Annotated in this window: 35 protein-coding genes and 1 pseudogene; 27 read left to right on the top strand and 9 right to left on the bottom strand. The window is 55.1% G+C overall.

Features of this window, described 5'->3' with window-relative positions:
- Positions 1–136: 136 nt before the first annotated feature.
- Complete coding sequence (locus FGD77_RS00250; protein ID WP_255005386.1) at positions 137–658, top strand: 2'-5' RNA ligase family protein; 522 nt, start codon at positions 137–139, stop codon at positions 656–658.
- 532 nt (positions 659–1,190) lie between these two features.
- Here the strand turns inward: FGD77_RS00250 and FGD77_RS00245 are convergent.
- Complete coding sequence (locus FGD77_RS00245) at positions 1,191–1,622, bottom strand: helix-turn-helix domain-containing protein (protein ID WP_255005385.1); 432 nt, start codon at positions 1,620–1,622, stop codon at positions 1,191–1,193.
- A 59-nt stretch (positions 1,623–1,681) separates the two neighbouring features.
- Here FGD77_RS00245 and FGD77_RS00240 point away from each other — a divergent pair, with 59 nt between their 5' ends.
- From FGD77_RS00240 to FGD77_RS00200, 9 genes are all read left to right on the top strand, one after another.
- Complete coding sequence (locus FGD77_RS00240; protein ID WP_255005384.1) at positions 1,682–1,945, top strand: hypothetical protein; 264 nt, start codon at positions 1,682–1,684, stop codon at positions 1,943–1,945.
- Between the two features lie 203 nt (positions 1,946–2,148).
- Complete coding sequence (locus tag FGD77_RS00235) at positions 2,149–2,376, top strand: helix-turn-helix domain-containing protein (protein ID WP_255005383.1); 228 nt, start codon at positions 2,149–2,151, stop codon at positions 2,374–2,376.
- A 207-nt stretch (positions 2,377–2,583) separates the two neighbouring features.
- Positions 2,584–3,267 (top strand): TnsA endonuclease N-terminal domain-containing protein, encoded by a 684-nt coding sequence (locus FGD77_RS00230; protein ID WP_255005380.1) that lies wholly within the window; start codon positions 2,584–2,586, stop codon positions 3,265–3,267.
- The gene (locus FGD77_RS00225) at positions 3,264–5,435 is read left to right on the top strand and encodes a DDE-type integrase/transposase/recombinase (RefSeq protein WP_255005377.1); all 2,172 of its coding nucleotides are present in this window, start codon (positions 3,264–3,266) and stop codon (positions 5,433–5,435) included. The genes FGD77_RS00230 and FGD77_RS00225 overlap by 4 nt, the downstream gene beginning before the upstream one ends.
- Entirely contained in the window at positions 5,428–6,021 is a 594-nt protein-coding gene (locus FGD77_RS00220) for an ATP-binding protein (protein ID WP_255005376.1), read from the top strand. The genes FGD77_RS00225 and FGD77_RS00220 overlap by 8 nt, the downstream gene beginning before the upstream one ends.
- A gap of 13 nt (positions 6,022–6,034) precedes the next feature.
- Complete coding sequence (locus FGD77_RS00215) at positions 6,035–7,054, top strand: IS1595 family transposase (protein WP_255005374.1); 1,020 nt, start codon at positions 6,035–6,037, stop codon at positions 7,052–7,054.
- Positions 7,055–7,207: 153 nt separating this feature from the next.
- A complete protein-coding gene (locus tag FGD77_RS00210; RefSeq protein ID WP_255005373.1) occupies positions 7,208–7,543 on the top strand; it encodes a hypothetical protein in 336 nt (111 codons plus the stop codon).
- The gene (locus FGD77_RS00205; RefSeq protein WP_255005371.1) at positions 7,540–9,399 is read left to right on the top strand and encodes a TniQ family protein; all 1,860 of its coding nucleotides are present in this window, start codon (positions 7,540–7,542) and stop codon (positions 9,397–9,399) included. Before FGD77_RS00210 ends, FGD77_RS00205 begins: the two co-directional genes overlap by 4 nt.
- A gap of 150 nt (positions 9,400–9,549) precedes the next feature.
- Complete coding sequence (locus FGD77_RS00200) at positions 9,550–9,759, top strand: hypothetical protein (protein ID WP_255005370.1); 210 nt, start codon at positions 9,550–9,552, stop codon at positions 9,757–9,759.
- A gap of 452 nt (positions 9,760–10,211) precedes the next feature.
- On the opposite strand, the pseudogene FGD77_RS00195 reads toward FGD77_RS00200, so the two are convergent.
- Positions 10,212–10,505: pseudogene (locus FGD77_RS00195) on the bottom strand (IS5/IS1182 family transposase); the annotation flags it as partial.
- A gap of 228 nt (positions 10,506–10,733) precedes the next feature.
- Between FGD77_RS00195 and FGD77_RS00190 the strand changes: the two are divergent.
- Together FGD77_RS00190 and FGD77_RS00185 are read left to right on the top strand one after the other, a co-directional pair.
- The gene (locus tag FGD77_RS00190) at positions 10,734–11,111 is read left to right on the top strand and encodes a VOC family protein (protein WP_255005369.1); all 378 of its coding nucleotides are present in this window, start codon (positions 10,734–10,736) and stop codon (positions 11,109–11,111) included.
- 93 nt (positions 11,112–11,204) lie between these two features.
- Positions 11,205–11,894, top strand: a complete 690-nt coding sequence (locus FGD77_RS00185; protein ID WP_255005367.1) for an SDR family oxidoreductase — start codon at positions 11,205–11,207, stop codon at positions 11,892–11,894.
- Between the two features lie 45 nt (positions 11,895–11,939).
- Here the strand turns inward: FGD77_RS00185 and FGD77_RS00180 are convergent, their stop codons facing one another.
- Both FGD77_RS00180 and FGD77_RS22210 read right to left on the bottom strand, forming a co-directional pair.
- Positions 11,940–12,740, bottom strand: coding sequence for a PhzF family phenazine biosynthesis protein (locus FGD77_RS00180; RefSeq protein ID WP_255005364.1), 801 nt, complete (start codon positions 12,738–12,740; stop codon positions 11,940–11,942).
- An 80-nt stretch (positions 12,741–12,820) separates the two neighbouring features.
- The gene (locus FGD77_RS22210) at positions 12,821–13,042 is read right to left on the bottom strand and encodes a helix-turn-helix domain-containing protein (RefSeq protein ID WP_369682669.1); all 222 of its coding nucleotides are present in this window, start codon (positions 13,040–13,042) and stop codon (positions 12,821–12,823) included.
- Between the two features lie 209 nt (positions 13,043–13,251).
- Between FGD77_RS22210 and FGD77_RS00175 the strand changes: the two genes are divergently transcribed.
- A complete protein-coding gene (locus tag FGD77_RS00175) occupies positions 13,252–13,860 on the top strand; it encodes a methyltransferase domain-containing protein (protein ID WP_255005362.1) in 609 nt (202 codons plus the stop codon).
- An 85-nt stretch (positions 13,861–13,945) separates the two neighbouring features.
- On the opposite strand, the gene FGD77_RS00170 is transcribed toward FGD77_RS00175, so the two are convergent.
- Positions 13,946–14,383, bottom strand: coding sequence for a VOC family protein (locus FGD77_RS00170; protein WP_255005360.1), 438 nt, complete (start codon positions 14,381–14,383; stop codon positions 13,946–13,948).
- Between the two features lie 177 nt (positions 14,384–14,560).
- Between FGD77_RS00170 and FGD77_RS00165 the strand changes: the two genes are divergently transcribed.
- A complete protein-coding gene (locus FGD77_RS00165) occupies positions 14,561–15,367 on the top strand; it encodes a class I SAM-dependent methyltransferase (RefSeq protein ID WP_255005356.1) in 807 nt (268 codons plus the stop codon).
- 141 nt (positions 15,368–15,508) lie between these two features.
- Here FGD77_RS00165 and FGD77_RS00160 read toward each other — a convergent pair whose 3' ends face one another.
- The 3 genes from FGD77_RS00160 to FGD77_RS00150 form a co-directional block, all read right to left on the bottom strand.
- The gene (locus FGD77_RS00160; protein WP_255005355.1) at positions 15,509–16,027 is read right to left on the bottom strand and encodes a GNAT family N-acetyltransferase; all 519 of its coding nucleotides are present in this window, start codon (positions 16,025–16,027) and stop codon (positions 15,509–15,511) included.
- Between the two features lie 281 nt (positions 16,028–16,308).
- On the bottom strand, positions 16,309–16,491 hold the full coding sequence (locus FGD77_RS00155; protein ID WP_255005354.1) for a hypothetical protein: 183 nt from the start codon (positions 16,489–16,491) through the stop codon (positions 16,309–16,311).
- Between the two features lie 10 nt (positions 16,492–16,501).
- Positions 16,502–16,954 (bottom strand): hypothetical protein, encoded by a 453-nt coding sequence (locus FGD77_RS00150; protein ID WP_255005352.1) that lies wholly within the window; start codon positions 16,952–16,954, stop codon positions 16,502–16,504.
- Between the two features lie 76 nt (positions 16,955–17,030).
- Here FGD77_RS00150 and FGD77_RS00145 point away from each other — a divergent pair, with 76 nt between their 5' ends.
- The 8 genes from FGD77_RS00145 (at position 17,031) to FGD77_RS00110 (ending at position 21,030) form a co-directional block, all read left to right on the top strand.
- On the top strand, positions 17,031–17,705 hold the full coding sequence (locus FGD77_RS00145; RefSeq protein ID WP_255005351.1) for a YafY family protein: 675 nt from the start codon (positions 17,031–17,033) through the stop codon (positions 17,703–17,705).
- A 198-nt stretch (positions 17,706–17,903) separates the two neighbouring features.
- Positions 17,904–18,473, top strand: coding sequence for a methyltransferase (locus tag FGD77_RS00140; protein ID WP_255005350.1), 570 nt, complete (start codon positions 17,904–17,906; stop codon positions 18,471–18,473).
- Positions 18,455–18,910 (top strand): hypothetical protein, encoded by a 456-nt coding sequence (locus FGD77_RS00135; protein WP_133176255.1) that lies wholly within the window; start codon positions 18,455–18,457, stop codon positions 18,908–18,910. Before FGD77_RS00140 ends, FGD77_RS00135 begins: the two co-directional genes overlap by 19 nt.
- A 31-nt stretch (positions 18,911–18,941) precedes the next feature.
- Complete coding sequence (locus FGD77_RS00130; RefSeq protein WP_108693760.1) at positions 18,942–19,175, top strand: hypothetical protein; 234 nt, start codon at positions 18,942–18,944, stop codon at positions 19,173–19,175.
- 591 nt (positions 19,176–19,766) lie between these two features.
- Entirely contained in the window at positions 19,767–19,988 is a 222-nt protein-coding gene (locus tag FGD77_RS00125; protein WP_108693541.1) for a hypothetical protein, read from the top strand.
- A 129-nt stretch (positions 19,989–20,117) separates the two neighbouring features.
- Complete coding sequence (locus FGD77_RS00120; protein ID WP_108693540.1) at positions 20,118–20,411, top strand: hypothetical protein; 294 nt, start codon at positions 20,118–20,120, stop codon at positions 20,409–20,411.
- The gene (locus FGD77_RS00115) at positions 20,408–20,728 is read left to right on the top strand and encodes a hypothetical protein (RefSeq protein WP_108693539.1); all 321 of its coding nucleotides are present in this window, start codon (positions 20,408–20,410) and stop codon (positions 20,726–20,728) included. The genes FGD77_RS00120 and FGD77_RS00115 overlap by 4 nt, the downstream gene beginning before the upstream one ends.
- Entirely contained in the window at positions 20,725–21,030 is a 306-nt protein-coding gene (locus tag FGD77_RS00110) for a hypothetical protein (RefSeq protein ID WP_108693538.1), read from the top strand. The genes FGD77_RS00115 and FGD77_RS00110 overlap by 4 nt, the downstream gene beginning before the upstream one ends.
- Positions 21,031–21,160: 130 nt before the next feature.
- On the opposite strand, the gene FGD77_RS00105 is transcribed toward FGD77_RS00110, so the two are convergent.
- Positions 21,161–21,523 carry a hypothetical protein gene (locus tag FGD77_RS00105; RefSeq protein ID WP_108693537.1) on the bottom strand — a complete coding sequence of 121 codons (363 nt, stop codon included), beginning with the start codon at positions 21,521–21,523 and terminating at the stop codon, positions 21,161–21,163.
- Between the two features lie 662 nt (positions 21,524–22,185).
- On the opposite strand from FGD77_RS00105, the gene FGD77_RS00100 reads away from it, so the two are divergent.
- The 5 genes from FGD77_RS00100 (at position 22,186) to FGD77_RS00080 (ending at position 25,168) form a co-directional block, all read left to right on the top strand.
- Positions 22,186–22,623: a hypothetical protein gene (locus tag FGD77_RS00100; protein WP_133176241.1), complete on the top strand. Its 438-nt coding sequence runs from the start codon at positions 22,186–22,188 to the stop codon at positions 22,621–22,623.
- A gap of 8 nt (positions 22,624–22,631) precedes the next feature.
- Entirely contained in the window at positions 22,632–23,048 is a 417-nt protein-coding gene (locus FGD77_RS00095) for a thermonuclease family protein (protein ID WP_165802956.1), read from the top strand.
- A 26-nt stretch (positions 23,049–23,074) separates the two neighbouring features.
- Entirely contained in the window at positions 23,075–23,413 is a 339-nt protein-coding gene (locus FGD77_RS00090; RefSeq protein WP_108693534.1) for a single-stranded DNA-binding protein, read from the top strand.
- Between the two features lie 621 nt (positions 23,414–24,034).
- Positions 24,035–24,394, top strand: coding sequence for a DUF736 domain-containing protein (locus FGD77_RS00085; protein ID WP_108693533.1), 360 nt, complete (start codon positions 24,035–24,037; stop codon positions 24,392–24,394).
- A 360-nt stretch (positions 24,395–24,754) separates the two neighbouring features.
- Positions 24,755–25,168, top strand: a complete 414-nt coding sequence (locus FGD77_RS00080; RefSeq protein WP_133176240.1) for a hypothetical protein — start codon at positions 24,755–24,757, stop codon at positions 25,166–25,168.
- Positions 25,169–25,186: the final 18 nt, after the last annotated feature.

Genomic DNA, 25,186 nt, shown 5'->3' with positions numbered 1-25,186 from the left:
CACGAACGACCACTTCTCCCGGACGTGGCAGCGCCGATCTCATCGCAACCTGCCGTTCATGGTAGCACCATTGAGAGGCAGCAGACGGGACAAAACCGACCTTGAGTTTTCTGAGCGAATGCCACAGCGTTCAAGTATGATCTATGTTCTTGCATACCCAAAATTCGAAGCTGACATACTGCGCTCAATTCTGACGTTTCGCAGTGCACATGAACCTGACAGGGCTGGGCTCGTTGCGCCACACATCACGCTTGTCTTTGGCGTTCAAAATTCAACTCCATCTGAAATAGCTAAACATTGCGAGCTGGTGGCCACTCGAACAACAACGATTTCCGTCGAGTTCCCAAGCTGGGAAATAGTTTATGATCCGTTTGAAAAGACGCACAAAATATTCCTTGTAACTTCGACGGGAACTGACCGTGTTACAGCTTTGCATCAGCAACTTTATGACGGGCCGCACCGCTCGGAATTGCATCCAGACATGCCTTATAAATCACATATGACAGTGGCGACGAATGTGGATCGGTCAGTATTAGAAGCAGTTGACGTTGCATCAATTGGCACGTTCCCGATGAAAGCAACGATCCGCAGCTTGGAGGTCGTATCTCTTACCGACAGCAGGCTGTCGGTGATTGGATCGATCCCGTTGGTCGCGTAGGTTTGGGCACGATGCCGCCTATCGCCATGCCCCATCTCCTTGCCCGTCTAGGAAGAGGATATCAGCAAGCATGCTCAGCGGTCGATCTGTATCAACTGGAAAAGCCCTGACCGAGCTTCAAAAGGTGTTCTTCCAAGTGTATTCTTCCCGCAGCTTTCAGTTTTTCCGCGCCTTCGCCCAAATTGTCAAAAGCCGCCTGAACCTTGGAAGGAGGCTGGGAGCCGAAGCGCCGTGGACAGCTTTTATTAACCGTGCGGATGTTTTCAGACGTGTGATCATCCAGGGTACAGCCTGTGCCATTGACCAGACGGCAACCGCCATGGAAATAAGCGTCAGGCTTGTCAGGAAGATGGTAGCTTGGGCATTATGGTCTAGAACTGGAAGCAAAGCCTTACCTACCGCAAGGCCGATTGTTCCCCCAACCAAGTTGCTACATGGTGATTTTAGATGTGCAGCGGTATCCGTTAGGTTCCGCTCTAACACATCGATAACTTTTGAAGACATTGCGTGTCCTTTCACCTGATGGGGCCCATCATCTCAGCATCTCGACCCAAAACGCGACATCATCCTGCAGGTCTACGCGTTTGTGCTGTCGGCCTTGATACCACTTTGCAACAACAGCTCGTCTTTGCGCATCCGTAAGTGAAATCTTGCGCTCTGATAGATACGCGATAAGCGACGTGTTGAAGTTCTCGATTGACGTGGCGTCATCACGCGCTGGGTTGTTTTCGACGCCTGTTATCAGCCAGTTTAAATCGACCCCAAAGTTAGACGACAGGATCGCGAGGATGTCTGTCGTACAGCTGCGCTGACCTTTCTCATAATGATGGTAAGATCGCAGAGAGACCCCGAGCTGGGCCGCAAATTTCACCTGTGTTTGACCAACCTCATGACGGATGATGGTCAAGCGTGCACCAAACGCAGCCGGAGAGCTGTCCCAAATCAATTCGGTGGTGGCGCTCATATACAAATGTAGCCTTAATGCATTATGTGTGCACAATAGTGCAGGTGAGTCGCAGATTCATGCGTTTGGTGAGCATGGTGAAGAATGCGACTGCTTTCAAGCGCATGACAAGCTATAGGATCGAAACGGCGATGGATAACACCACTGAAGAATATTTCACTCCCAAAGAGCTGGCGGAGCGCACGGCGGTAAGCATTGCGCTAATTCGTCAGTACATGAGAGACGGCGAACTCGAATATATTCAATATTCACCGAAGAATCGAAAAATCAGGTATTCGTCGTGGCTCGACCTTGTGAAGCGAAACACGCATCCCCGAAAGTGACGTCTGGTGAGCTATCAGCCTTATCTGACACTCCTCTTTGTCATCTTAAGGTATTTTCGCTTTCGACACCTATATGCTTCCAAACTGCCCTAAGAGAGCATCTTAGTGTTTGATAACTCTATCATTTTCTTGATTAGGTGATTCGGGCCTGTTAATTATTCACCACAAAGTCTTGCCGCGAACGCAAGATTTGGAGGTGAACGATGACCGTTGACATAGAGCGCCACGATGCAATTAAGCGCCGACTGCGTGCGAAGGGTGTCAAATTCACCGATATCGCGACCGAGGTCGGCTGCGCCGCGAGCCTAGTCACGATGGTGAGCCAAGGGCGGCGTTCTCACAGTGAAGTTGAGGACGTGATTTCCCGTCATCTCAACGAGGCAAAATCCGCGCTGTGGCCTTCAAAGCAATTTGAGGAGGCGCGACAATGACAAAGATCTGACCTTGGAAAGGGAAACGACCCCGAGAGGTGGAACTCCCGAGGCCGCTAGAATCGATTGCGTCGATGCGTCCTGTTTCCCTTGAATTCATCAAAAAGTCAAGCCTGAGCGCCGCTGCGTCGACGCTTGGATCCCTTTTGCTCATTCAAAGGAGGAGGGCCCTGACAGTGCGCGTGCGCATGTCAGGGTCTATGAAACATGACAGAGGCAATTTCATATCAAAATACACTGCCTAGCAGGGCGACACGCAACATACCGATGCGATCCAGGGGCAGTGGCCGAGGCCACTGCCTTGCTGATTTACCTGTTCTTGCTCGTACAATCACGGTCGAGGTTGAGAGTGGGCTGGAGTTCGGCACAGGGTTAGTCATTCTTGCGCAACCGGATCTGGTCGATTTGCATGAGCAGGCCTTCACGATCCAATTCATCGATCCGTCGGGGCGCAAGCGCAATCATACGATTGATTTTCTCGCAACCTTCGCTGACGGTCGAAAAGTCGCTGTCGTCGTCAAGAATACAGCCGAGGCGCGTAAGCAGAGGTTTCAGGATAATTTTGCAAGGATCACGGCGGCGATCCCGCGCCATTTGGCCGACGAGGTCATTTTGGTCACGGACCGATCGTTTTCATCTACACAGCTGCGTAACGCATCGAAGCTCCATCATTTCCGAATGTTTCCAGATCCTGAGGCGGACGAAGTGCTGACCGCTGCCCTTCGCGGGCTCTCGAAGCCGACAACGATCTTGGAGATCGGTCTGATTACCGGATTGGCTGGACGCGCCTACCGCGCCGCCTTCAGGCTCATTTTTGCTGGGATCGCGCATACAACCGAGACTGGCGTCATAAGCCCGCGGTCGAATCTTTTCGCCGGAGGTGTAGTATGACCCCGCAATTCAGACTGAACGAAAACGATTGCATTGAAATCGGCAACGTTGAACACAGCATCGTCAGTCAAGGACCCCAAGGTTTTGTGTTACGCAGCATGGATGAGAAAGGTGGTGATGTCGCAATCGCCCATGAGGAGTATGTCAAATTTCTCGAAAGACCGGATGTAAGATTGCTGCCGGGGCATTTTTGGGCCGGTCGGGTTGCCGCCCGTCAGAAAGCCGATGCCAATTTCATCAATGCTCTCGGCGAAAAAGCCCAAGCGAAGCTTTTCTGGAAGTGGAGCTATACAAAGTTGGCGTACGAGGCTTGGATCGAGGGCCGGTTTTCAAAGACTGAAGTTTCATTAGCTGCGTATATGCCAGAGCTTGCACAACAGGTTCAGCGGATTGAACTGACCTCTCATTCTAAGAGAACAGCGAGATGGGATAGCGAGCCGTCTCACGTCCCGAAGCCTCCTCCATGCGCAAAAACGCTTTTGAAGTGGTTGCGCGATTATGTGAATGCGCAGCAATCGCCCATCGGCCTGTTACGCAAACGACGAGACCTTTCTACCTACCCTATCATTTTTTCGGACGCGGTAGAGCGATTTATGCGTGAAATCCTTCTCGACTACCTCGACCCCCGACAGCCAACACCTGCGTGTATTGTCCGAGAGACACTCCGGACTTTTCGAAAACGGAACCGCGAACGTCAGGTACAAGGAAAGCCCCCACTCCAAATACCATCTGAAAGCACGATCAGACGCCGCATTCGGGACTTGGACCAGTTTCAAGTGATTGCGCACCGCCGGGGACCAGACGAAGCAAAGCGTTCGATGGCGATCTATGAGAACGGAATATTTGCTGACTACCCGATGGAACGGGTGGAAATGGATGAGTGGGAGGTTGATGTCCTTTCACTATTCAAGAGAATTGGAATTGCTGATAAGCTTGACCCGACAGACGCGGCCAAGCTCAATATGGGCCGTCGCTGGATTAGCGTGGCGATTGATTGTGCGACGCGCTGTATCGTCGGATTCAAGATTTCCGAGACACCAACTACTTCGGAATCGTTGGATACTGTGACGACAATCCTGCGCGATAAATCGGACGTAGCGCGAGCCTTGGGCTGTGAATGTCTGTGGGACCATTTTGGTCGCCCCGATACTATCTACACTGATATGGGATCATCATATGCAAACCGCGCTTTCAGGGGTGCTCTTGCAGACCTCAAAATTCAGTATCTTGCGCCACCGGCAGCTGTACCCAAGCTGCGAGGGCGTATCGAACGCCTTTTTGGCCTGTTTGCCGTACAGTTGATGGAGCTGTTGCCTGGGCGGGTATTTTCCAACCCAAAACAACGCGGCGGTTATCCGTCTCAGCAGCAAGCGGTCCTGAATGATGACGAACTTTTGGCCATTTTTGTGACGTTCATCGTTGATATCTATCACAACAGCGAACATGGCGGTTTGCTCAAGGAAACGCCAGCGAATGCTTGGAAACGCCTTGCCAACCAGTGTGGCGTGACATCTCCGCCAGATGCAAACACGCAGCGGGCAGTGTTGGGGATTCCTCTTGAAAGGAAAGCCTCGCGACATGGCGTGCTGGTCAATGGCATTCATTACGTAAGCAAAAATTTGGCCGAACTTTATCTTCGGCACGGCAAAAAAACAGTCAACCTTCGTCTGGACCCAAATGATCTAGGCTTCGTTTCCATTCAAATAGGGACGGGTTGGGAGCCAGCAGAAGCCACAATTGAGACAGCTCGTGGAATGAACCTTGATGAGTGGACGGCCATAGCGAAAAGCATCCGTGAGAAGCATCGCAACGAAGCGGCCATTTTTGAAGACACTATCGCACGAGCTCTGATACGAATAAGAGGTATCTGCGACGCATCCCTGCGTCGGTCAGGCAAAACTCTGCATCGACACAGCACTGCGACTGTGGACCGGGCCAGAGACGATCTTTTCATGGGCCTGAAGATTACAAAACGGCTGCCCGACAGCGACAACTTGCCTGTCGCTGGCACAGGGCCTTTCGGCAACGTGCTTGGTCAACCAGCGTGTGATCAGGCTATCGGGGCATATGCCATCTCAAAAACCCGCGACGACGAAGATGGCCTTCCGGGAGAAGATATCACCGACACCGTATCGCGGGAACGCCGCTGGAGGCGTCGTGATGACTGATCGGCGCGAGGCGATTGAAAGGCTGGTCGCAAAACTTGAAGCCCAGTTTTTCGAACGGGAATTTTATCCTGTGCTGGAAGAAGAGTTCTCGGCGATGCTCGCAAAGCGGCGCATGTCACTTGAATCAGGACAACGGCCGGAAGGACGGGTTCTCGCAATCATTGGCGGATCGGGGAGCGGCAAAACGACAGCATCTGACCGCCTTGTTGCGCCATACCTTCAGGCTGCTCAGCACTCGATTGAGGATGCCAGCATGTCGGTTATCCAGTTCAATTCGCCAAACAAGGCGACGGGGAAGGATGTGGCAATCGAAGCCATCGCGGCTTTGGGATATCCCGCTTCACCAACGCGTTCGGAAGGCAGCCTCAGAACCTTACTGCGGAGTCACCTGACGCAGCGGGGCACGCTCGTTGTGCACATTGACGAAGCTCAAGATCTTGTCCGGTTTCAGACACAAAATGAGAGAGAACGTGTTGTTAAACTGCTGAAGTCCCTCATGGTGGATAAAATTGGCTGTGTCTTGATATCGTGTTGGTCGGCCTTCGTTTTGCCAGAAATGGCCAATATTCCACTCTGGTCGCAATAAACCGGAGGCCTCCGTGTCATTGAAGCAAGCCACGAATATCAGCCAGCACGCGTTCCGTCAGTTCCTCGATCGGATCATCCAGCTTACCCCGCGACAGATTGAGGATCTGCTTTCGCGGGCGCACGATGTCCGCCAGAGGCGGGCTGCATTGGCAGAAATAGAAACACGAACAGAACAAGAACGCAAGTGCCCACATTGCAACGAAGAGAGGCGCCAGAAATGGGGACAAACGCGAACCGGTGTGCAGCGTTATCGCTGCGACTGCTGTCTGCGAACTTACTCTGGTCTCACCGGAACCGAGATTTGCGGACTGCACCGGCACGATCTTTTCTTGGAGGTTATCCGGAATATGCTGTCGGACACGCCTCTCTCGTGTCGCAAACTCGCCGCGCGTCTCGGACTTACAAAAGATACGATATGGCGGTGGCGGATGATTATTCTGGAATCACTTGCAGAGGCTTGCGACAAGGATTTTAGCGGCGTTGTGGAGGTCGATGAGACCTATCAGCGAGAAAGCCGGAAAGGCTCTCGTGAGTGGGCAAATCACGCGGCTAACTCCAACCAGTATCCCGCTCCACCTCGGCCGCAGTGGTATGTTTATCGCAGCGGACGGATCAAGATGGCGCGCGGCCTCTCGCAGTGGCAGATCCCCTTGCTGACTGTGATGGATCGGGGCGGCAGGCGTCTCTTCGCACCGATCGCAAACCGCCGAAACCGGACAATCGAAATCGCCCTGGCACCGATCATTCCAGATGATGCGGTGCTATGTAGCGATGGCTTGAGACCATATCGCTCTTTCTGCAAAAAGCACAGCCTCACACACTACGAGGTCTCGAACAAACTTGGGAAACGGGTTGTCGCCGGCGCGTTCCACATCCAGAACGTCAATGCGTTGCACGCGCGATACGATGCTTTCATTCGACCGTTCTGCGGACCAGCGACGAAATATCTCTACCGCTATCTGCGCTGGTTCCTCCTTCGCGCCAAAATCAAGCCCGAAGCCGCCTTTCAGAGCATCCTCGCAGCAACCTGATCAGGAGATCTGAACATTCCCAACACGATATAGCGACACATCCATAAAATTTGGCCAGTCGACCTCATCCTGTCCGGCATGCCGGGATTACTGGAAACAATAAACAACGATACGCAACTCCGCCGACGAACAACCATTATCGAGGTCCCACGGTTGCAACCTGTCATTGATGATCACGATGTTCTCGGCATCGTTGGTGAGTATGCGGCGGACGCAGCCATTGGCGTCGCACAGGATGTTGATAGCTCAGAGTTCGCTGGGCGGCTGGTCCATGCCGCAAATCGTGAGTTCGGCGTAATGGTTGCATACATCATCAGCGCGATCAGGCGGGCATTACTGGACGACGTAGCCGCGGTGTCACTGAGCCACTTTGCGAATGCATATGAACGAAAAACAAACTGCCCGAGGTTTGCCAACCCGTTTCTAGAGAAGGATTTTGAAAGAATTGACGTCAAAGCTTGGTTGGTTTCAGAGGAGGCCCAGATATGACCGTGCTGCCTCTCAAGCTAAAAGCGTCGCCTTTCGAAATGCCCGCGTCTTTTGCGTCGAGATTAGCGCAGCTGAACGGATGCAGATCGCTCGGCGAATTCGCGGTTGATCTCAGCCTCGATGTGCGAGGCTTAACCTGTGGCGACGACGTGGCATTGAACCATCTGCGCGAAATAGCTTCGCTGCCGGACGACGTCTTCGCCAACACACGGGCTACTGAGCATAGCGATAAAGCTATTCGTATCGGCCACGAAGTGTACAGATCGAGCATTTTCTCACGAGGTGAAATCAGGTTTTGTCCCCGATGTGTCGCCGCCGACGTGCAGGCGGGGGGATCTGTTTGGCATGCGGTTCATCGGCTGCATTGGCAAATCCGCCAAGTCACTAACTGTATCGAACATCACCAACCGCTGGAAACTGAGTTTGTCGGCAAATCCATGTTTGGCAATCTCGATCCCAGCCGCGTTTTCGCGAACCATCTTGCACAATGCGCACGCGCCGATGCAACAGACAACAAGCGGGTACGAGAGTTGGACGCCTATCTTTCTCTTCGGGCGTATGGCCATCAGAAGCCATGCTGGGCAGATCGGCTAGAGATTTTCGCGCTGTTGAAGGCTACAACTGCGCTTGGGCTTTTGATAGCGCGCGGGTCTAGCGCCAAAACAGAGCACTTGGATCCTCAGGACGCGGCAGAACTCGCTGAAATGGGCTTTCAAATCATCAAGGGCGGTCCAGCGTCGCTGCGTGAGTGTTGGGAAAATATCCGGCTGAGTGCAAAGTATCACGATGGACTGGGCCGATATCAACCGCATCCCCGGTTCGGCGCATTTCAGAGGCTTCTGGCATCGGACCTGAAATATAGATCTGATTTCGCGCCCATCAGGCGCGTTTTTCGTGACTACCTGATAGATACGTTTCCATTCGCAGATGGTGCCGATGTGCTGGGTGAAAAGCTGACGCGGCGACGGCTGCACTCACTATTGTCAGCACAGCGAACCATTGGTCGACGGACCAGCACGTTTCATGACAAGCTCTTAACAGAAGGGTTTGCAACGCGCGATGACTCTGAGCGTTTGGTCCTCATCAAGCCATTGACGGTGAGCGACGTTGACCGATTTTCGGGCGAAATTAACGCGCTTCTTTATGAGCGCGAGGCAGCCGTTTTTGTCGGTATCACAGTTGAGAGCTTCCGGCTTTTGGCCGACGCCGGCCTTGTACCGGCGTCTCTCGTTGGCCAAAAATCGCGACCGAGGGCGTTTCAAAAATGTGAACTTGACGTTTTTCGCGACAAGTTGCTTTCCGGCCTCCCACACATTCAGACCGTTAACAGAGATCAAACCATGATCGCGAAGGCTCCTCTTCGTCTTAACTGCGATCTCAAGGCTCTCGTGGCTGCCATCTTGGCCGGAAGGCTCAAACCGGCCGGTTTGTGGAGAGGCAAAGAAAGGCTCGATCACATCGTCGTCGATCTGGCGGGGGCCAAAGCTGCGCTTCCCAATCTGACACGCCCGGTCGGGATTCAACGGATACCAACGTTTCGGATGCTGCGCTTCAACAACACCACATTGAATCATCTGGTTGAGCATGGCTTCCTGACAGGTTTTCGCGCTCAGCACCCCGTCAGTCGGCTGATGACAGAGTTCATTTCTACGGAATCGATACAACGCTTCAACCAAAGTTATGTCTCACTTGGCATTCTTGCACATCAAGATGGGGCAGTCGGAGGGCCGCAGTTTGCCAAATTGCGCAACGCGGGCATGCATCCCATCATAGATCAGCCTGGATTAAGTAAGATTTATCAGCGGTCAGATCTTAGCGCTATATACGCCGCGGTTGGTCTGGATTTGGGGGTTTGACCAATAAGCGAGAGCGACCATCGCGGGATGGACCAAACTGCCCGACACGGATGGAGGCATAAAGAACGGCGGTTTGAGCGACTTGCCGCCTGAATGATACCGGCTGCAGCTCAACGTGGTCGTAAGAAGTTGATAGGAGGCGAAGTTATCATGAAAAGAAAGATTTCAGATGAGGCATTGGCGCAAGACCCCGCTGCGCAGCTTGAATTTATCGCCGGTGCATATGAGATAAATAATGCCGATGCAATCGATGCGGCGCTGACACATGTGACAACAGTTCGACGGATGAAATCTAAGGGTTTGCTCGATATGTTTGCGTCTTATTCCGATGAACCTGATGAAGATGCAGCGCCATCATGATCTAGCTGGGTCGAAGTAACTGGGGCCGCGCCAAACGTCACGCGTAATGTACGCAAATTTGGGTGTCGCGTCGTACCAGCAGTCGTTTGTTGCCTATGATTTCTGCCTTTGCTAATTCTGGAACTCAGACAGTCTTGGGTCGGTCGATTTCAACACAGGCATTCCTGAAACTTTGTCCCACCATCTGGTTAAAGCTGGATGCCGCAGAAGTGCTTCCCACCCCTCATCGGCGCAAGATAGCAGTCTGCCAGCGTAAACTGTTCGCTGTTCAAGACAAGACCCTCATTGGCAATACTGTCCAACACGATCAGCACATGCTCAGCCGCTACGAGGCCAACCGCAATCTGTTCTTCATCCGACGTTCCACCCTCCAAGGGCCGAAATACCCTATGAGAAAAGACCTGCCTAACCATGGGCCAATAACCGTAATTAGTCCGTCCTGAACATCGCCATCAGGTTGCCAGTTTGCCGCCGTGACCTCTTCGATCACGTGCCATTTCCGCGTCAACGATCATGCGAGCTTGGCAGATCAGCCAAATCAGGTGGCGCAAAAGATCCCTCAGGTGCCTGAGGATCATGCGAATGTTGTGACCACAGCCGCAAAGGACGGCGAAGAGGGCATCTCCGGCGGTTCCCTTCAAGGGGCTTCGCGTCAGTCGCCCGTCGTTCTTCATGTGGCCGATCATCGGTTCGATGGCGCTTCGCCGTCGCAGGAGCCTGGCGATGGTTCGGGTTAAAGGCCGCCGAGGATGCGTCGCGTTGGGCTGAGTATGATTGGCACCGTGACCCATCAAAGGACCCCTTTGTCGATATGTGGCGCAAGCGGGATGGCTGATGGGCTGTTCACTTTGATCGTTCTGACAGTGGCTAATTGGCACTCTCACAGGCTCGGAAAATTTAACTTCTGGCCAGCCAGCCTCAACAAATGCAACATTGCATGACTACGGTCGCTCATGCACCTTCGGAGCAGAAACATGAAATTTTCCAGAACCGGCATTATTCTCAATTCGGAAAAGTACATGGAGTGTGTCGATTTCTACGGTAAGATTTTGGGGCTGAACATCCTTTTCGAAAGAGATCGGCAGGACGAGAAATTGACGTGTTTTGACCTGGGGGGTGTTTACCTAATGGTCGAGACGGGGGGGCGAGCCTCGCCGAATGTCAAACCGATCGAAAGATGCCCGACTAAATTTCGCTTCAACGTTTCAGATGTTGATGCGGCTTCAGATGACCTGCGTCGTAAAGGCGTGACGGTTGAGGTTCGCCGTCATGAATGGGGAACGACCGCCGAATTTGCAGATCCGGATGGAAACCGTTGTGCTCTAAGATCAGATGCTGGATTTGATGACTGACGTACAGGGCGGAGGGGATCGACGTCGCGAGACCTCGTTCCGCTTTTAAGTAGCAGGCCGCACCTCGCATCAGACTAAAAGGCATCGTTACATATGACAAAGAAGATAGTGATTACAGGAGCCACAAGCGGCTTGGGGGAGGCTCTGGTCCATGCTTTGGTCGAGGCAGGATATCACCCGATCCCTACCGGACGTGACGCGGAAAAAGTGGCGCGGTTGGCTGACGACCTTGGTCTGCCCGGCTATACGCTCGATGTCTCTGACGCCGCCTCTATCGAAACCGTATGCGCGCAGATTGTTAAGGATGAGGGTCCAATCGACGGGCTGATCAATAACGCAGGTATCTGGCTGGAGGGGGATTTCGACTCTTATGAATCTGCCGACATCCAGTCGGTAATAGGTACTAATACAACCGGTACGATTCTGATGACCCATGCCCTATTGCCCGGAATGCTGGCGCGTCGGCAGGGCGCCGTAATCAACGTAGTTTCAACCGGTGCGTTGTATTGCAGGAAAACGATAAGCGTTTATTCAGCGAGCAAATGGGCGATTCGAGGTTTTACTGGTTGTCTGGAGGTCGAATGCGCCCCCAAGGGTGTGCGGGTGATGGGCTTCTACCCAGGCAAGATATCGACAAACATGTACGAAACTGCAGGTGTGGAGCGCGATCTTGATATGGCGATGACGCCTGAGCAGGGGGCGTCAATGGTTGTGGCAATGCTCCGTGATGAAGGCATGATCTGGTCGCATGTCAGCGGTCGATCAATAAAGGATTACCTATAGCTCCGGTCCCATCGGGCGGCGTTAAGGGCCCCCTCACACGACCAGCTATGCTGAATCCGGCAGAACGATCGTGGCTTCCATGAAGGTCACGGCATTCCCTTCCAGAAGAACGCGATCGTCGGTCAGCTCGCAGCCAAGCCACCCACCACGTGCCGACGCCTGATGGGCCATGAGCTTCTTGCGGCCCAATCGCTCCGCCCAATAGGGCACAAGAGTAGCATGGATTGACCCCGTTACTGGATCTTCGGGAATACCTGCGCCGGGGGCGAAGTAGCGGGACACGAAGTGCGCGGTCGCGCCCTCCGCTTCCTGTCCCGTCACGACAAGACCGACAGAACCCATGCGGGCAATCGCCGTCAGGTCAGGAATGAAACTGCGCACGGCATCGGCGCTGCCAAGATCGGCAAAGATATTCTCGAAGTTGCGAAAGATGCGGACAGGCGGCGCAGCGAAAACGCCTTCAATTTCTTGCGGTAGGGTTTCGATAATCTCGGGTGACAGGCGGGGAAGATCAAGCTGATAACCGCCCTGTGACCTCAATACACGGAGTTCCCCGACCCGCGTGTGAAAGACCAGTGGTGTGGTCGCGTTACCGTTAGTGAGCAAAATATGTGCTGTTGCAAGTGTGGCATGGCCGCAAAAATCGACCTCGTGTTCCGGGGCAAACCATCGCAAATCCCACGCGCCATCGGGACGGGCTTTGACAAAAGCCGTCTCGGCCAAATTGTTCTCCTGCGTAATCGCCAACATCAGGCGGTCTGGTAACCAGTTATCCAGTATTAGAACAGCCGCAGGGTTGCCCGCGAAAAGCCGGTCTGTGAAGGCATCGACCTGATACATCCGCATTGGAAACTCTCGTTGCTGTAACTGCCTGAGCTTAACGCTGACTGTCGCTGGAATACCAGCGCATCAAGCGTGGAAAGGACTCACTGCTGAAATCTGCTGTTCCACGGAGCGGGGTGCTTACATATTTCCGATCGCTCTGCTACCAAGTCAAATGGGTCAACCACCAAGGCCGTAGCCAGACGCTCCAGAACGTCCAATGTGACGCTGACCTGCCCTTGCTCAACCTTCGATAGGTAGCTTCGACTAACTGCTACTTCGTCGGCAAGCGCTTCTTGTGTGACGCCCCGCAACTTGCGGAGCATGGTGACGTTTTCGGCTATGCGAATTCGAATGTTCATATGGATAGCCTGACGAAAGTTTCATGAAACGCCACGCGATATATACGCCATTCGAGAATGGGCTCTACTACCAGCCGTGTGCGGACAAAGTGATCGTTCATTATCAACGTCGATATGCTAACAAAGCACAGGGATGATCTTAGGCTTGGAGTGATGGAAGTGAGGGCTTTGCTGTGAAAAACGATATCTTAAAAGGCTATCAAAACGCAGCAGGCGGCGATTTCATTGAGCGGATTGAGGGGATTTCTTCCGCTGAGTTACTTTCGCCTGTGATAGGGCACTTCCCACAACAATCATCCCATGTGGCGGATATCGGAGCGGGAACCGGACGGGACGCGGCATGGCTTGCTTCTCTTTCCCATACCGTGGTCGCTGTCGAACCAGTTGATGCGTTGAGGGATGCAGGTATAGCGAAGCACAAGTCACCGAGCATCTCATGGATTAATGATACGCTGCCCCAGCTTTCACAAACTATCGCTATTGGAAGAACTTTTGATGTCATTCTTCTTTGCGCAGTTTGGCAACACCTCAATGATGCTGACCGCCAAGTCGCATTTTCTGCGTTCCGTCGACTGATATCTGATGGCGGAAAAATCATCATGTCGATTAGGCATGGTGCAGGTGCGCCAACGCGACCGGTCTACCCCGCCAATGTTTCAGACACCGTAAAATGGGCAGAGTTGCAGGGGTTTTCAAAGCTTAGCGAAGTGTTTACTCAATCTGTTCAAGCGCAAAATTATCGAGCAGGCATCAGTTGGACTTGGCTCGTTCTACAAGCATAAGACAGTGGACAGCAGGGGCTCGGAGATAACATTAGCCGCGCGAGGCGTGGGCGCCTTATTGCAAGAAAAAGCGGCCTCTACCACGCTAACCGGCAGGTTGCTCTAACTCGAGGATATTACCTTCGCAATCCCGCATATAGACAATCAAAAATGGTTCTTCGATAGTTCCAAAATTTGTGATTTCACCAACAGTCGAGCCACCCGCTTTAACAATATTGGTCATGATTGATTGGATATTGTCCAATTGGAAAGACAGGTGGCTGATGCCGATTTCATCAACTCCAGGCTCTAGGCGATCATCGCTGCTTTCATACTCAAGTAGTTCTAAGAATGGCGTTTCTTGATCGGGAAACCTCAACCAAATTGAGTAAATTACGCTGCGAGGTAATCCGTTGCCTCGCGATACGGCTTCACCCGACAGGGTTCTGGGAGGCCGCATTTCTTCGCAGCCGAAGACGTTGGTGTAAAAAGCGGAAAGTCTGTCAGCGCTACGGGCCGTAATGCTGATATGAGCAAGTTTCATAATGTTATCATCCTATGCAGCGAGATCCTTACAGCCAATACGGTACATTGTAAGGTTGGAGGTTTGGGTTCGCACCAGACCTTCTCCACCCGAGGCGTGGGCGACCTTGTTGCCGGACTTTGCAGTCATTCGATCAATCTCCTAGGATAAGTCTTGGGCGGTCAGGAGACGAAGTAAATGACGAACTCGCAAGATGTTCCAGCGACACACGCTTTCGGCTCTCGGGTTGATTTTGGAAAGGCGGCCTCGGAGTATCGCGCCTTCCGGGTTGGGTTTCCGGACGAGTTTTTTCAGACCTTGGCCGACAGAGGCTTTGCCCGTCCCGGCGAATATGCCCTCGATCTTGGGACGGGGACCGGTACGATTGCCCGGGGGATGGCGCGGATGGGCTTGCAGGTTACCGGTATCGATCCATCCCATGCCCTTCTCGCCGAGGCGGCGTTGCTGGATCGGGAGGCAAGTGTCGAGGTTGCCTACCGCATCGGCAAAGCCGAGCAGTTGGTTGAAGCCGACGGCTCTCTGAATCTCATTACCGCAGGTCAGTGTTGGCACTGGTTTGACCGCGCCAGAGTCGCACATGAAGCCTTTAGAACTTTGAAAAGCGGCGGCCGTATTGTGATTGCTCACTTCGACTGGCTTCCCTACGCAGGAAATGTCGTTGAGATGACGGAGAAACTGATTCTGGCGCATAATCCGGACTGGACCATGGCGGGCGGCTTCGGCATCTATCCGCAATGGATGCGTGATCTTGCAGAAGCGCAATTTACAAACCTTGAGAGTTTTTCGTTTGATACCAGCGTCACGTACAGCCACGAAGCGTGGCGCGGGCGCATTCGTGCAAGTGCCGGGGTCAAAGCAAGCCTGCCCGAGGCCGAAACCAAGCTATTCGATGCCGATCTTTCGAAATTGCTGCGCGAGCGCTTCCCGACTGACCCACTGTCTGTGCCGCACCGGATATGGGTGGCGACGGGAAGTCGACCTTGAACGTGAACCGCTCTCAACGTGGCTGGTCATTTTGGATTCAAGATGAAAGTCTGCGGTGGGTAGAATCTAACCGCTCTGAGCGCACCATGACAATCATATGTTCGAGTTGCATAGCGGGGCGCTCGAAGAGCGTCTCCGCGGTTATGTGGAATAACTGGACAGGTCGAGTTCGAAGTCAATCTGGCGCATTTTCTTACCAAAAGCTGTCGAGGGCTCGTGGATCGTGCGTTGGAACCCAAGCAAAGTATAAAGGCTGCACGCCTCAAGATGGCGGTCGAAGGTTGAGACACAAATTCTTCTGAAACCATTTTCTACCGCCCTCTCGATAATCCGGCTCAGCATTCGTTTACCGACACCGAGTCCGCGATATGCGGTGTCCAGATAAAACAGGCGGACTCTGCCAGCTGTCTTGGACTCAGCGGCGAAGAATATGCACCCAACTGGGCCTTGTTCCACTTCTGCGATTATGAAATCGTTATGTTTATTGCTGATTTGCAGTTCCAAAAGGTCGAGCGCGTCGGAAGCCGCCTTCGCAAAACTGGCATCAAACCCTTCGACATCGGTGTAGTGCTGAACGTTGACGGCAGCGACCCAATCCCTGTCTGCGACACGGTAGTCGCGAAGAATTATACCTGCGGCTTCAGGGGACACGGTTCTCACTTACTTGATCCCGAAAAGGAGACACTGGCTGTGATGCAGAAAATGGTCAAGTTGAGGGCGAGCGTCGCCGTTTGACGCGCCATGGGCGGGATGGCGGATTTTGCTGCTGTCCGCAACGGCGACGCGTAGGGCCGATTTTGGCGCATCACGACACTTACAATTTACTGGCGACGCAATTGTTGCCGCATATTTGGACGGGTTTCGGTGTCGGGAACATGATCAATCACATACGGTTGCATTCCGATTGGGTGGCTATCGAACCCGTCTGCTAAATTGGTGCGTCACGCACAACGCACGCCCGGTTCCACGATTTCAAACCCGGTAATCTCGAATTCATACAGTTCACTGTTGTCCGGCTTCATAGCGCGCGCCATTAGTTTGCCATCTTCGGCGTGATAGACGGCATGGGCGGTGTGCAACGCACGATAACAGTGATCGCCGTTCGGATAATAATATTTGATCATTCCAGTCTCCTCAGTCGAGTTGCTCGGGCAAGCCGCGCCCGTTGTTCCACCAACGGTTCGGGTTGTCGCTATTGGGGTCGTAATTTGACCGGCTCGCCCAGTCCTCGCGCAAGAAGATCACGGGCTGTTCATAGTGATGAACTTGCAGAATTGCGCCCATCACACGTTCAAGCACCTCAAGCTCTCGCTCGATGGAGATTTTCAACTCGACCATTGGATAGGTCTCGGTCGCACCCGCCTCGTAGCCCTCCTTGTGCGTCGTCGTGGTCGAATCCTCCTGCGGCTGCGCGGTTTCCTTTCCGATCGCCGAAATGGAGGCATTGCGCTGATAGCGTCCGTAGCCGAGCGGATGCACCTTGAGGACCTCGTCCAGTATCCGGTCAGTGTCCTCGGGCAGTGTCTGGATTTCAAGTGTCCAGACGGGTTCGAAAGCTCCCGATTTCGCTTTGTAGTTTTCCAGCATGCGTTTCTCCTTTGACCGTTTCTTAACACAAGGCTGCTGACAACAGGATGTCAGCAGCCTTGTGTTATCGTGCGGTATGCCTCGTTCGACTCGCCTCTTTGAAATCATCCAAATCCTGCGCCACGCCGATGGGCCTGTGACGGCACAGGAGATCGGAGACGCGTTGGAGGTCGCGAAGCGCACGATCTATCGCGATATCGCCGCGCTTCAGGCCATGCGCCTGCCCATCGATGGCGAGGCGGGAATTGGCTACGTCATGCAGCCAGGCTATGACCTGCCGCCACTGATGTTTACGCAAGACGAGATGGAAGCAATTGTCGTGGGGCTCGCGCTTCTTGGCCGTATCGGCGATCGCGGGCTTGAGCGCGCGGCCCGACATGCTACGACCAAGATATCTGATGTTTTGCCGGACGCGGGCACCCGCACTGCTCCCCTGCGCGTGTCGAAGTGGAACAACATTCCAAATCCCAAAATCGAAGCCAGCGCTTTGCGGAAGTTCATCCGTGACAATGCTGAATTGACGATCACCTATGTCGATCTCAAAGACCGGCGAACAACCCGCGACATCAAGCCAATTGCTCTGATCTACTATATCGACGCGGTTCTTCTTGCCGCGTGGTGCGAATTGCGGCAGGCGTTTCGCCACTTCCGGATCGACCGGATCGAGGACTGCAGCCCGAGTGGGCGAAACTTCTGCGATCTATCCGAAACGCTGGTCAAAGGGTGGGAGCACGAGAACAAGCTGCCCTGACGTTCCCACGTCGATTGGCCGGTTTAAGCGCCCACATTTCAGTCAGCGCGATGTTTCCACCTAAAGCCAAAGGAAGGTTTGCGCGAAACAAGAGGAAGGTTTACGTGAACGCTCTTTTGGTAAATCTAATATTTTCAGCGGGTTGAGTTTTTTAGAAAGGAAGACTTGTGTGACAATTGACAGTTCTACGGCGAGGTTTTGCCCGACGCGCCGAACGCGACAGAAGCGAAACGGCCAAGCACCGAAGTTGCGCGCGATCTGCAATTCTACCCCACGCCGCGCCGGGTGACGGAAGAAGTGTTGCAGCGATTGCAGCTTTCAGGCGGCGAAACCATCCTTGAGCCGTCATGCGGCACGGGCGACATGATGGACGAGCTGGCCGACTGGCACAATCAGGAGGACCGTTGGAAGCGCCGAACACCCCTCTTTGTCACCGGCATCGAGTATGACGCAGGCCGCGCGGAACAGGCGCGCGCCAAAGGCCACCACGTCATGACTGCGAATTTTCTACAGGTCGCCCCGGAGGCCCGCTTTGACGTGGTGGTGATGAACCCGCCATTCTACGGAACGCACTATAAAAAGCATCTGGATCACGCCCAAAAGTTCCTGAAAAAAGGCGGGCGGCTGGTCTGCGTCCTGCCCGCGACGGCCTACTACGACCACGGCAACACGATTGGCGAGTGGCGCGATCTGCCCGTTGGCAGTTTCGCAGAGAGCGGAACAAACGTGCCGACCGGATATTGCGTCTGGTGGAAGCCGAAAGACTGACGGTTGGGGCGGCTTTCAGCCGCCCCTTTCCTTGCCCGGTTTCGGGTTGGCAATCTTCGCCGCTCGCCTTTAGGATCATGCCGTCACAATCCCCTGTAATCAAACACATCGAGAAGAAGCCAGATATGGAAATTGCCTATGATCCCGACAACCTCGCAGGAGCCGAGCGATACCTTATTCAGAGCGGGGTTGCCGATCCTGACAGTGTTCGGACGTGGATCGAACAGAAAACCATCGAACAGCTTGACCGACAGGGAGCCAAAGGGCGCGAATTTCCGGTTCTCCACCGTGGCATCGGTTTCTTTTGGGAGATTACAGGCTACACCAACGCCCCGAAATTCAGCGTCTCTATTCCCGACAAGGATGCTGGTGTTGCAGGTTCGTCGGATTTAGTGAGCGTCGCCTATTGGGTGGCGGCGGATGTGGTTCCAGCCTAGCCTTTCGGTTGGACCGAACAGGAGCGGCAGAATGTCAGAACGTCTTTTCATGTTGAAAGCCAAGTATGAGGGCCAGCCCGATCCGCAGGCGATCTACTCCACGAATGAAAACGTGCTTCGCATGTTCGGCAAAGACCATCATGCCGCCGCGAAGATCAAACCCGATCTTTTCCTGATCGACCCGGACGGCGCAACGCTCGCCACGATGGACGAATGGGCAACCGATTGGTGCGACCTGGCGGGCCGCTCACAAGGCGTCAGATAGGATGTCGGGGCGGCAGGTAACGCCGTTGCCCTGCCCTTTTTTCCTGCCTCATTTTCCTGAAAATATCCACGGGGGAGCTGCGCAAGCAGCGGGGGCCGTGGCCCCTGCCATGATCCTCGATCATGGCACCGCGCTCTAGGCTACAGCCGGCAGACCGGCTTTCGCCCCGCACCCTTCGATCCTGGCCTTCCTGATCCAATAGCCCGCGCCCTGTCTCTGCGAGCCAGGTCGCGGGCTTTGTCTCATGGTCGCCCTGGACCTTGTGAGCGGCCCTTGCGGGTGACGATCGCATGGGGCGGTCGGATCTTCGATCCTGTTTTTTCTGGGCTTGGGGTTCGGGCAAGCCGAACGCCGCTGCGCCGCAAGGGGGCCGTTTCGTCGGCCCCCTTCGGACTACCGAAATAGACAAGCCCGTGTCCTCGCCCTGCGGGCTGCGGGCCGCGCCAGCTTGTCGATTTAGGCAGTCTCGACCCCCTCAGTTCGCCACATGGCAAGGTTTCAGGAGACGGGCGCTTCGCGACCGACCCCTAAAACCCCGCCCGATTATCGGCACCAAGCCGGACAGGGCAGCACCACAAAGGAACGAGAAAAATGACAACGTATCGCTTAGGATCATCCCCCGCCGTTCACACACCTGGCCTGATCGCATGGGCAATCAACGGCTACGCTTTCGAGGCCGACCGCGACCAGATGCGCAAGGTTATCGGCGCGACGTTTTCCACGGTTCCGGCACAGGCCATCGACCAGCTTCTATCCAAGGCCGTGCCTTACACGGTCGAGGACGAAACCGTAGTTTTCGATGCGGAGGGCTGAAATGTTCCCGGTATCCCGACTCTACTATGAGCAGCTTTGCGCGATCTATGGCGATGCGCTGGCAAGCATCTATTGGCACCCGGCCCCGGCGGGCTGGTTGTGACCTTCATTCAGACAAGGAGCATGGCAATGACCAAAAGCAATTTCTGGGTGTGCGGATGCGCCACCGCGAACGGCGAACACATCAACGAGGATCACAGCCGCGCGTGTCGCTACTGCGATGCCCGCAAGCAGGATTGCAGCGAAATCGTTGTGCCGTCCGGGCTGGGCGGAGTTTTCACCGTTTCGATTCTTGAGGTCGAGGACGACCGCGCCCGCGTGACAACCACCGGCAACAGCGGAGACTTTGACGACATGCCGCCGTTCTGGGTCAGCACATCGAAGATAGAGCGGCGAACCAGATCGAAGGGAGCGGCCCAATGATCGCCGCCAGCGCAAACGACCACCCGCAACAGATCACATCACCCACCTATGAGGACACCAACATGAGAGAGGAAATCACCGCCACCGCGCAGATGATCGAGGATTGCAACGCAGCGGCCAGCCTTGCAGAGCGGCAGACCGCGCGTCTGGAAGCGGCGCTTGCGACTATGGCCTATCCCGACGACGAGGACGACGCCGCCGCCTTGCTGCAAAATGCCCTTTGCGATCTTCGCCACTTTGCCGATCAAAAAGGGCTGGCCTTCGGCACCGCCGATCACAGGGCTTACCAGATTTACTTGCTGGAGAAGCGAGCATGAAACCCACCGTAAAACTGATCGAGGGGCGGCACATCACCGCCCACGACAAGCGCAACATTCTCGATTGCATCGACTATCTTGCGACCCTGCCCCCCTGCCCCGAGCCGCCTTGGCTGGGGCGCGGCCAATCCCCGAAACGCTACGCCATCGAGGCCGATCCGATCACGCCGAGCAGATACACCGTGAAGATTCGGGAGAGTTACCGCAGCGACTATGGACAAAAGCGGGAGCAGATCGCCCGCGTTGTCGTGGAAATCAAAGGCCGCGACACCCAAACGCCGGAGCCTGATCTATTTTCCTAGAGCCGCCGCCAAGTCCACGAAGCCCAGCCGTCGAGGTTGGGCTTTTGGCTTTCCATCTGTCTTTTGGACGATACACCCCCGGATTGACCGGCGGGCCAGGGTGAAGGCACCCTGCCCCACCGGCCCGGCGCTATCGCGCCATCCGCGCGGGCTGCGCCCGCGCTCTTACCGCCTGGGGCCATCGTAAGTTTCCGAAATCAGCCGGATATGCGGACAGCCTGCCGTGAACATTGGTCCAGCGCTGTCCGTCCTTCATCACGGCATATAAGAAAAAGCTCAAATAATTCACCGCGAAGACCACAGGCAGGCCGTTCGTTACGACTTGCCGCAGGAATCGGCTCAGGGCCATTCGATTGTCCAGAAGCATGCCGGCGAAGCCGGGCGAGAGTAGAATGTAGAGCAGCAGTAGCGGCAGGAGACTGAGGCAACTGACGATCAGCGTGTTTCTGGCGAAGCGCCAGAAAGGTATTTTGATATCGAATAAGTGGTTCATCACCGGTAAATATTGCCCGATTTCGCCGGTGAAATCGAGGGGGTGAGCGATTCGCGACTATATGTTCGCGCGCAGCATCCTTGCTACATCGTCGTCCAAAATTGCGCCCTCGTCATTGCCTGTTGTTTTGGACGCGCCGTTCCGGCCGCGCTCTACTCGCTGCGCTCCCGAAGCCCGCGGGCGCGGTCTTCGCCATCCGGTAACGATCGCTCGCGCACGATCGGGATCTTCCCGTTAGCAAATTGATATTCTGATCCGATCTGTCGCCGATCCATGCAGCACGGCGCTAGCCGCGCGGCTGTTCCACCGGCAACCGGACTGCTGACCCCTCGGGTTAGGTATTCCGGCACCATCTCTAGCTCCCCAATTACGACAAAGAGCCGCAGCGATACTCGCATCAGCATGAGCGGTCCCGCGCGACCCATGGTTGAAATGAGCGTAGAACTGCTCAATCGACGGTATTTTTGGCGATGGCTATTCTCTTTGTGCCGCGCCGCGGCAAATATGGGGTGTTTAAAAGGGTGCCTTCGTCAGCTGTCTCTGTGTTCGTAATGGTTTCAGACATTTTGTGATGGCGCGACGCCCTCCCGGTGGGGGGAATTCAGCCAAATCAGGTATCGTCATATGTGCCGATAGATGCCTGGACGTTGAGGAGCCGCGATGTGAATGAGCGCGACGACAGCTTCAAAGACAGTGTGATACGCGCCCTCGACCAGGATCGTCTCGACGATCTCGTACTCCTGCTCGCAAATCACCTTCGGAGCCACCAGCAGGTGATCAGCGTCCACGCACGATCCGCACTGCCCGTCAACATGGAGGTCTGCCAGCCCCTTCCCACCGGGCGGTTGATGCAGGAGCAGATCGACAGATTCGGGTTCCGGGGTGAGGGCTGGTATATCGTCGTCGTCGAGGATTGCACGATCGTCGCCGCCAAACCCTTTCCTTACACCGTCGATGATCCGAATTATCGCAGGCATATTCAGGACCATGTGCGTGCGTTGGACGCCTGCTATGCCGAGCTTCCGGATGTCTTCGCCGCCTATCATCTGGGCGGCCTGCTCCTTGAGTTCCAGCACCTCTTCGAGTTCCGCCCGACATGATACCGCGCATGATCATTGGCAAGGCACTCGCTCTTGTGCTGGCGGTCGTTCTCGCTTTTCCAGCAGCTACTTCGGCCGAAGAGATCGGCTGGCACGAATGCAGCCGTTACGAGCGCCGCGTCACTTGCGTCGTTGACGGCGACACGTTCTGGTACCAAGGCACTAAAATCCGCCTCCTCGACATCGACGCGCCCGAGATCGAAGGACGCTGCGCCAATGAGCGGCGTCTGGCGCAGGCGGCAACAGTCGAGCTCATCCGTCTCCTCAACACCGGCCTGGTCCGGATCGCCTATGACGGGCGGGACCGATATGATCGTCATCTTGCCCGGCTCTGGGTCCTGGAGGGCGAGGTCGGACCTGTCATGATCGCCGCGGGACTTGCAGAGCCGTTCGGGCGGCGCGGTCTGTCGCCCTGGTGCCAGTGATGCGCATGATAGGCGAGGCATAAGCGATGAGCGGGTCCTTCACTTGGGATGCGCTCGTGCGCATCGGCACCATCAAGCCTTATGAGAAAGCCCTCGTCCTGACGGTCTTTCATACTTTTGACGGCCCGCCATCTCCGCTGCGGAGTCCGGAGCGCCCGGCATGGAACACCATCGTCTGTTTCAAGGCGCCGCTGCGGGACCAGATCGTCGAACACCTGTCGCCGGGCGACCTGTGTCATTTTCATGGGTTTGTGCGCACCGGTACCTTCACCGATGATGCGGACGCAAAACGGCGCGCGGTGGATCTGGTCATCCAACGGTTCGATCTCCTGCACAAACACATCGACGGTCCCACCGACCATTGAACTGTCCACTGACAGGACCATCAAACGACCCCGACGGTGGGCGGTTTTGCAACGGATCACGGCATAGTTGCCATCCGGTGTTTGCCGGGACGTGAAGCAGACCAGAGCATCGGGTGGGTAAAACGTGGCTCGGATCCCGCCACGCAAACACATTGGCGTATGAGCTACGGCACCGCCCGAGCACCATTTTCGCAGAATAATCGTTGCCGGTTATCCCGGAGGTCTCCGGCGTCAGCGCGATCGGGCATCGGGCTGCCAACCGATACGGCGCTGATCGCCACGGGCCTTTACGTTGGGGGCCAAAACCGTTGTGCGGTCCGCGATGGGGGCAGGGGCCGGTGTCTTCATCGTCGTTCCTGCGGGGTCGAGGTGCAAGTTGCTCAGGGGGATTTCCTCACTTGAACCGGCTGTCAGGGACCAGTTCCTGAGTGACCGCCACTGGGCATGGGCGCTCCAAAACGCAATGTCGAAAAGCCCGACCGAGTTCTCGCCCTCCGGCGCTTCGCTTGTCCGGCTGCGAGCCGCACCACTCGGGTTTTCTCGGTGCGTTTTCTCGGCTTCACCCATGCTGGTCCAGTGTCATCAGGAAATGGTTTCTGACAACTTAAAGAGGAAAATACCATGAGCAACAAACTCGCATCTCTCATCCGGAACGACAAAGACATCTTCACCGGCACACTCGCCACCATGGCCGTTCGCTCCAAGATCACGATCGTCCCCAACGCAAAGGCCCACAGCGATCAGCCAGACTACCGCGTCTTCGCCAATGGCACCTATGAGATCGGTGCCGCCTGGAAGAAGACCTCCGAGACCACCGGCAACGACTACCTGTCGGTAAAAATGGCCGCCCCCGAGCTGGGCGCCATGGCGATCTACGCCAACGTGATCGCGCTCGACGAGATCGGTGATGACGGTGTCACCCACCTGATGCTCTGGTCCGCCCGCGAACCTCAGGCGGCCAACAACCAGATGGTCGCCTGACCCCGAGATCGGCCTCGGTGGATCCTCCCACCGCCGGGGCCGATTGATTATCCCACCCCATCGCGATGTGGTATCGGGATCGGGATGACACAGATCGCCCCTTCCGCTAAAGCGTTTCAGGTGTAAGTTGCGACACAACCTGAATTCGAAACGCTTTAGGGTCCGACAAGATTCTAAAGTGCCTGACCTGCGAAAAGCGGCATGTAGGCGAGGGCAAGGCACTTTGCATTCGATCTGAGGCACGGATCAGATGCAAAGCGCTCACAGCATTGAATGGCGTGTGCCTTTTTCGCTTTCCCTGACTCAGGAAAGACGCAAAGGGCATTGGGGATGGGAACATGCGGAATAGACGAGTGTATCTTGACTGACGAAAAGACATTATTTGACGCGAGGCCCGTCACGTTCTTCGAGGGGCCACCGGACGCGGACGCGCTGGGGCCGGGCGAACTCGGCGTGAACATTGACCTCTTCCGACAAGTCAAGAGCCACTACAACAAGGCCAAAGAGAACATCGCCTGCCGGGTGCTCGCCGATATCTGTCAGGACATTCAGGACAGCGGTTATCTGGGGCGCATGGACGATAGCGCCGCGCGTTTGTCCTCAACTGTCGTGACGGTCCAGCGCTGGCGATCCCGTTTCGCAGACAACGGGTTGCTGATGCGAGAGAACCGCAACGGGCTCTATTCGGTCGATCCGAAAGTGGCCATTCGCAAGGATGCGGAGGGGGTGGTCATCAAGCCCACTTCCGCGAAGAAAGCGATCTTCAAGTTCTGACACGGGCTGCCAGCCGAG

This window comes from Roseovarius sp. M141, from assembly GCF_024355225.1.
Lineage (GTDB): Bacteria > Pseudomonadota > Alphaproteobacteria > Rhodobacterales > Rhodobacteraceae > Roseovarius.
Note: the sequence above shows the minus strand (reverse complement) of the source record. Positions and strands in the feature narration are given on the sequence as shown.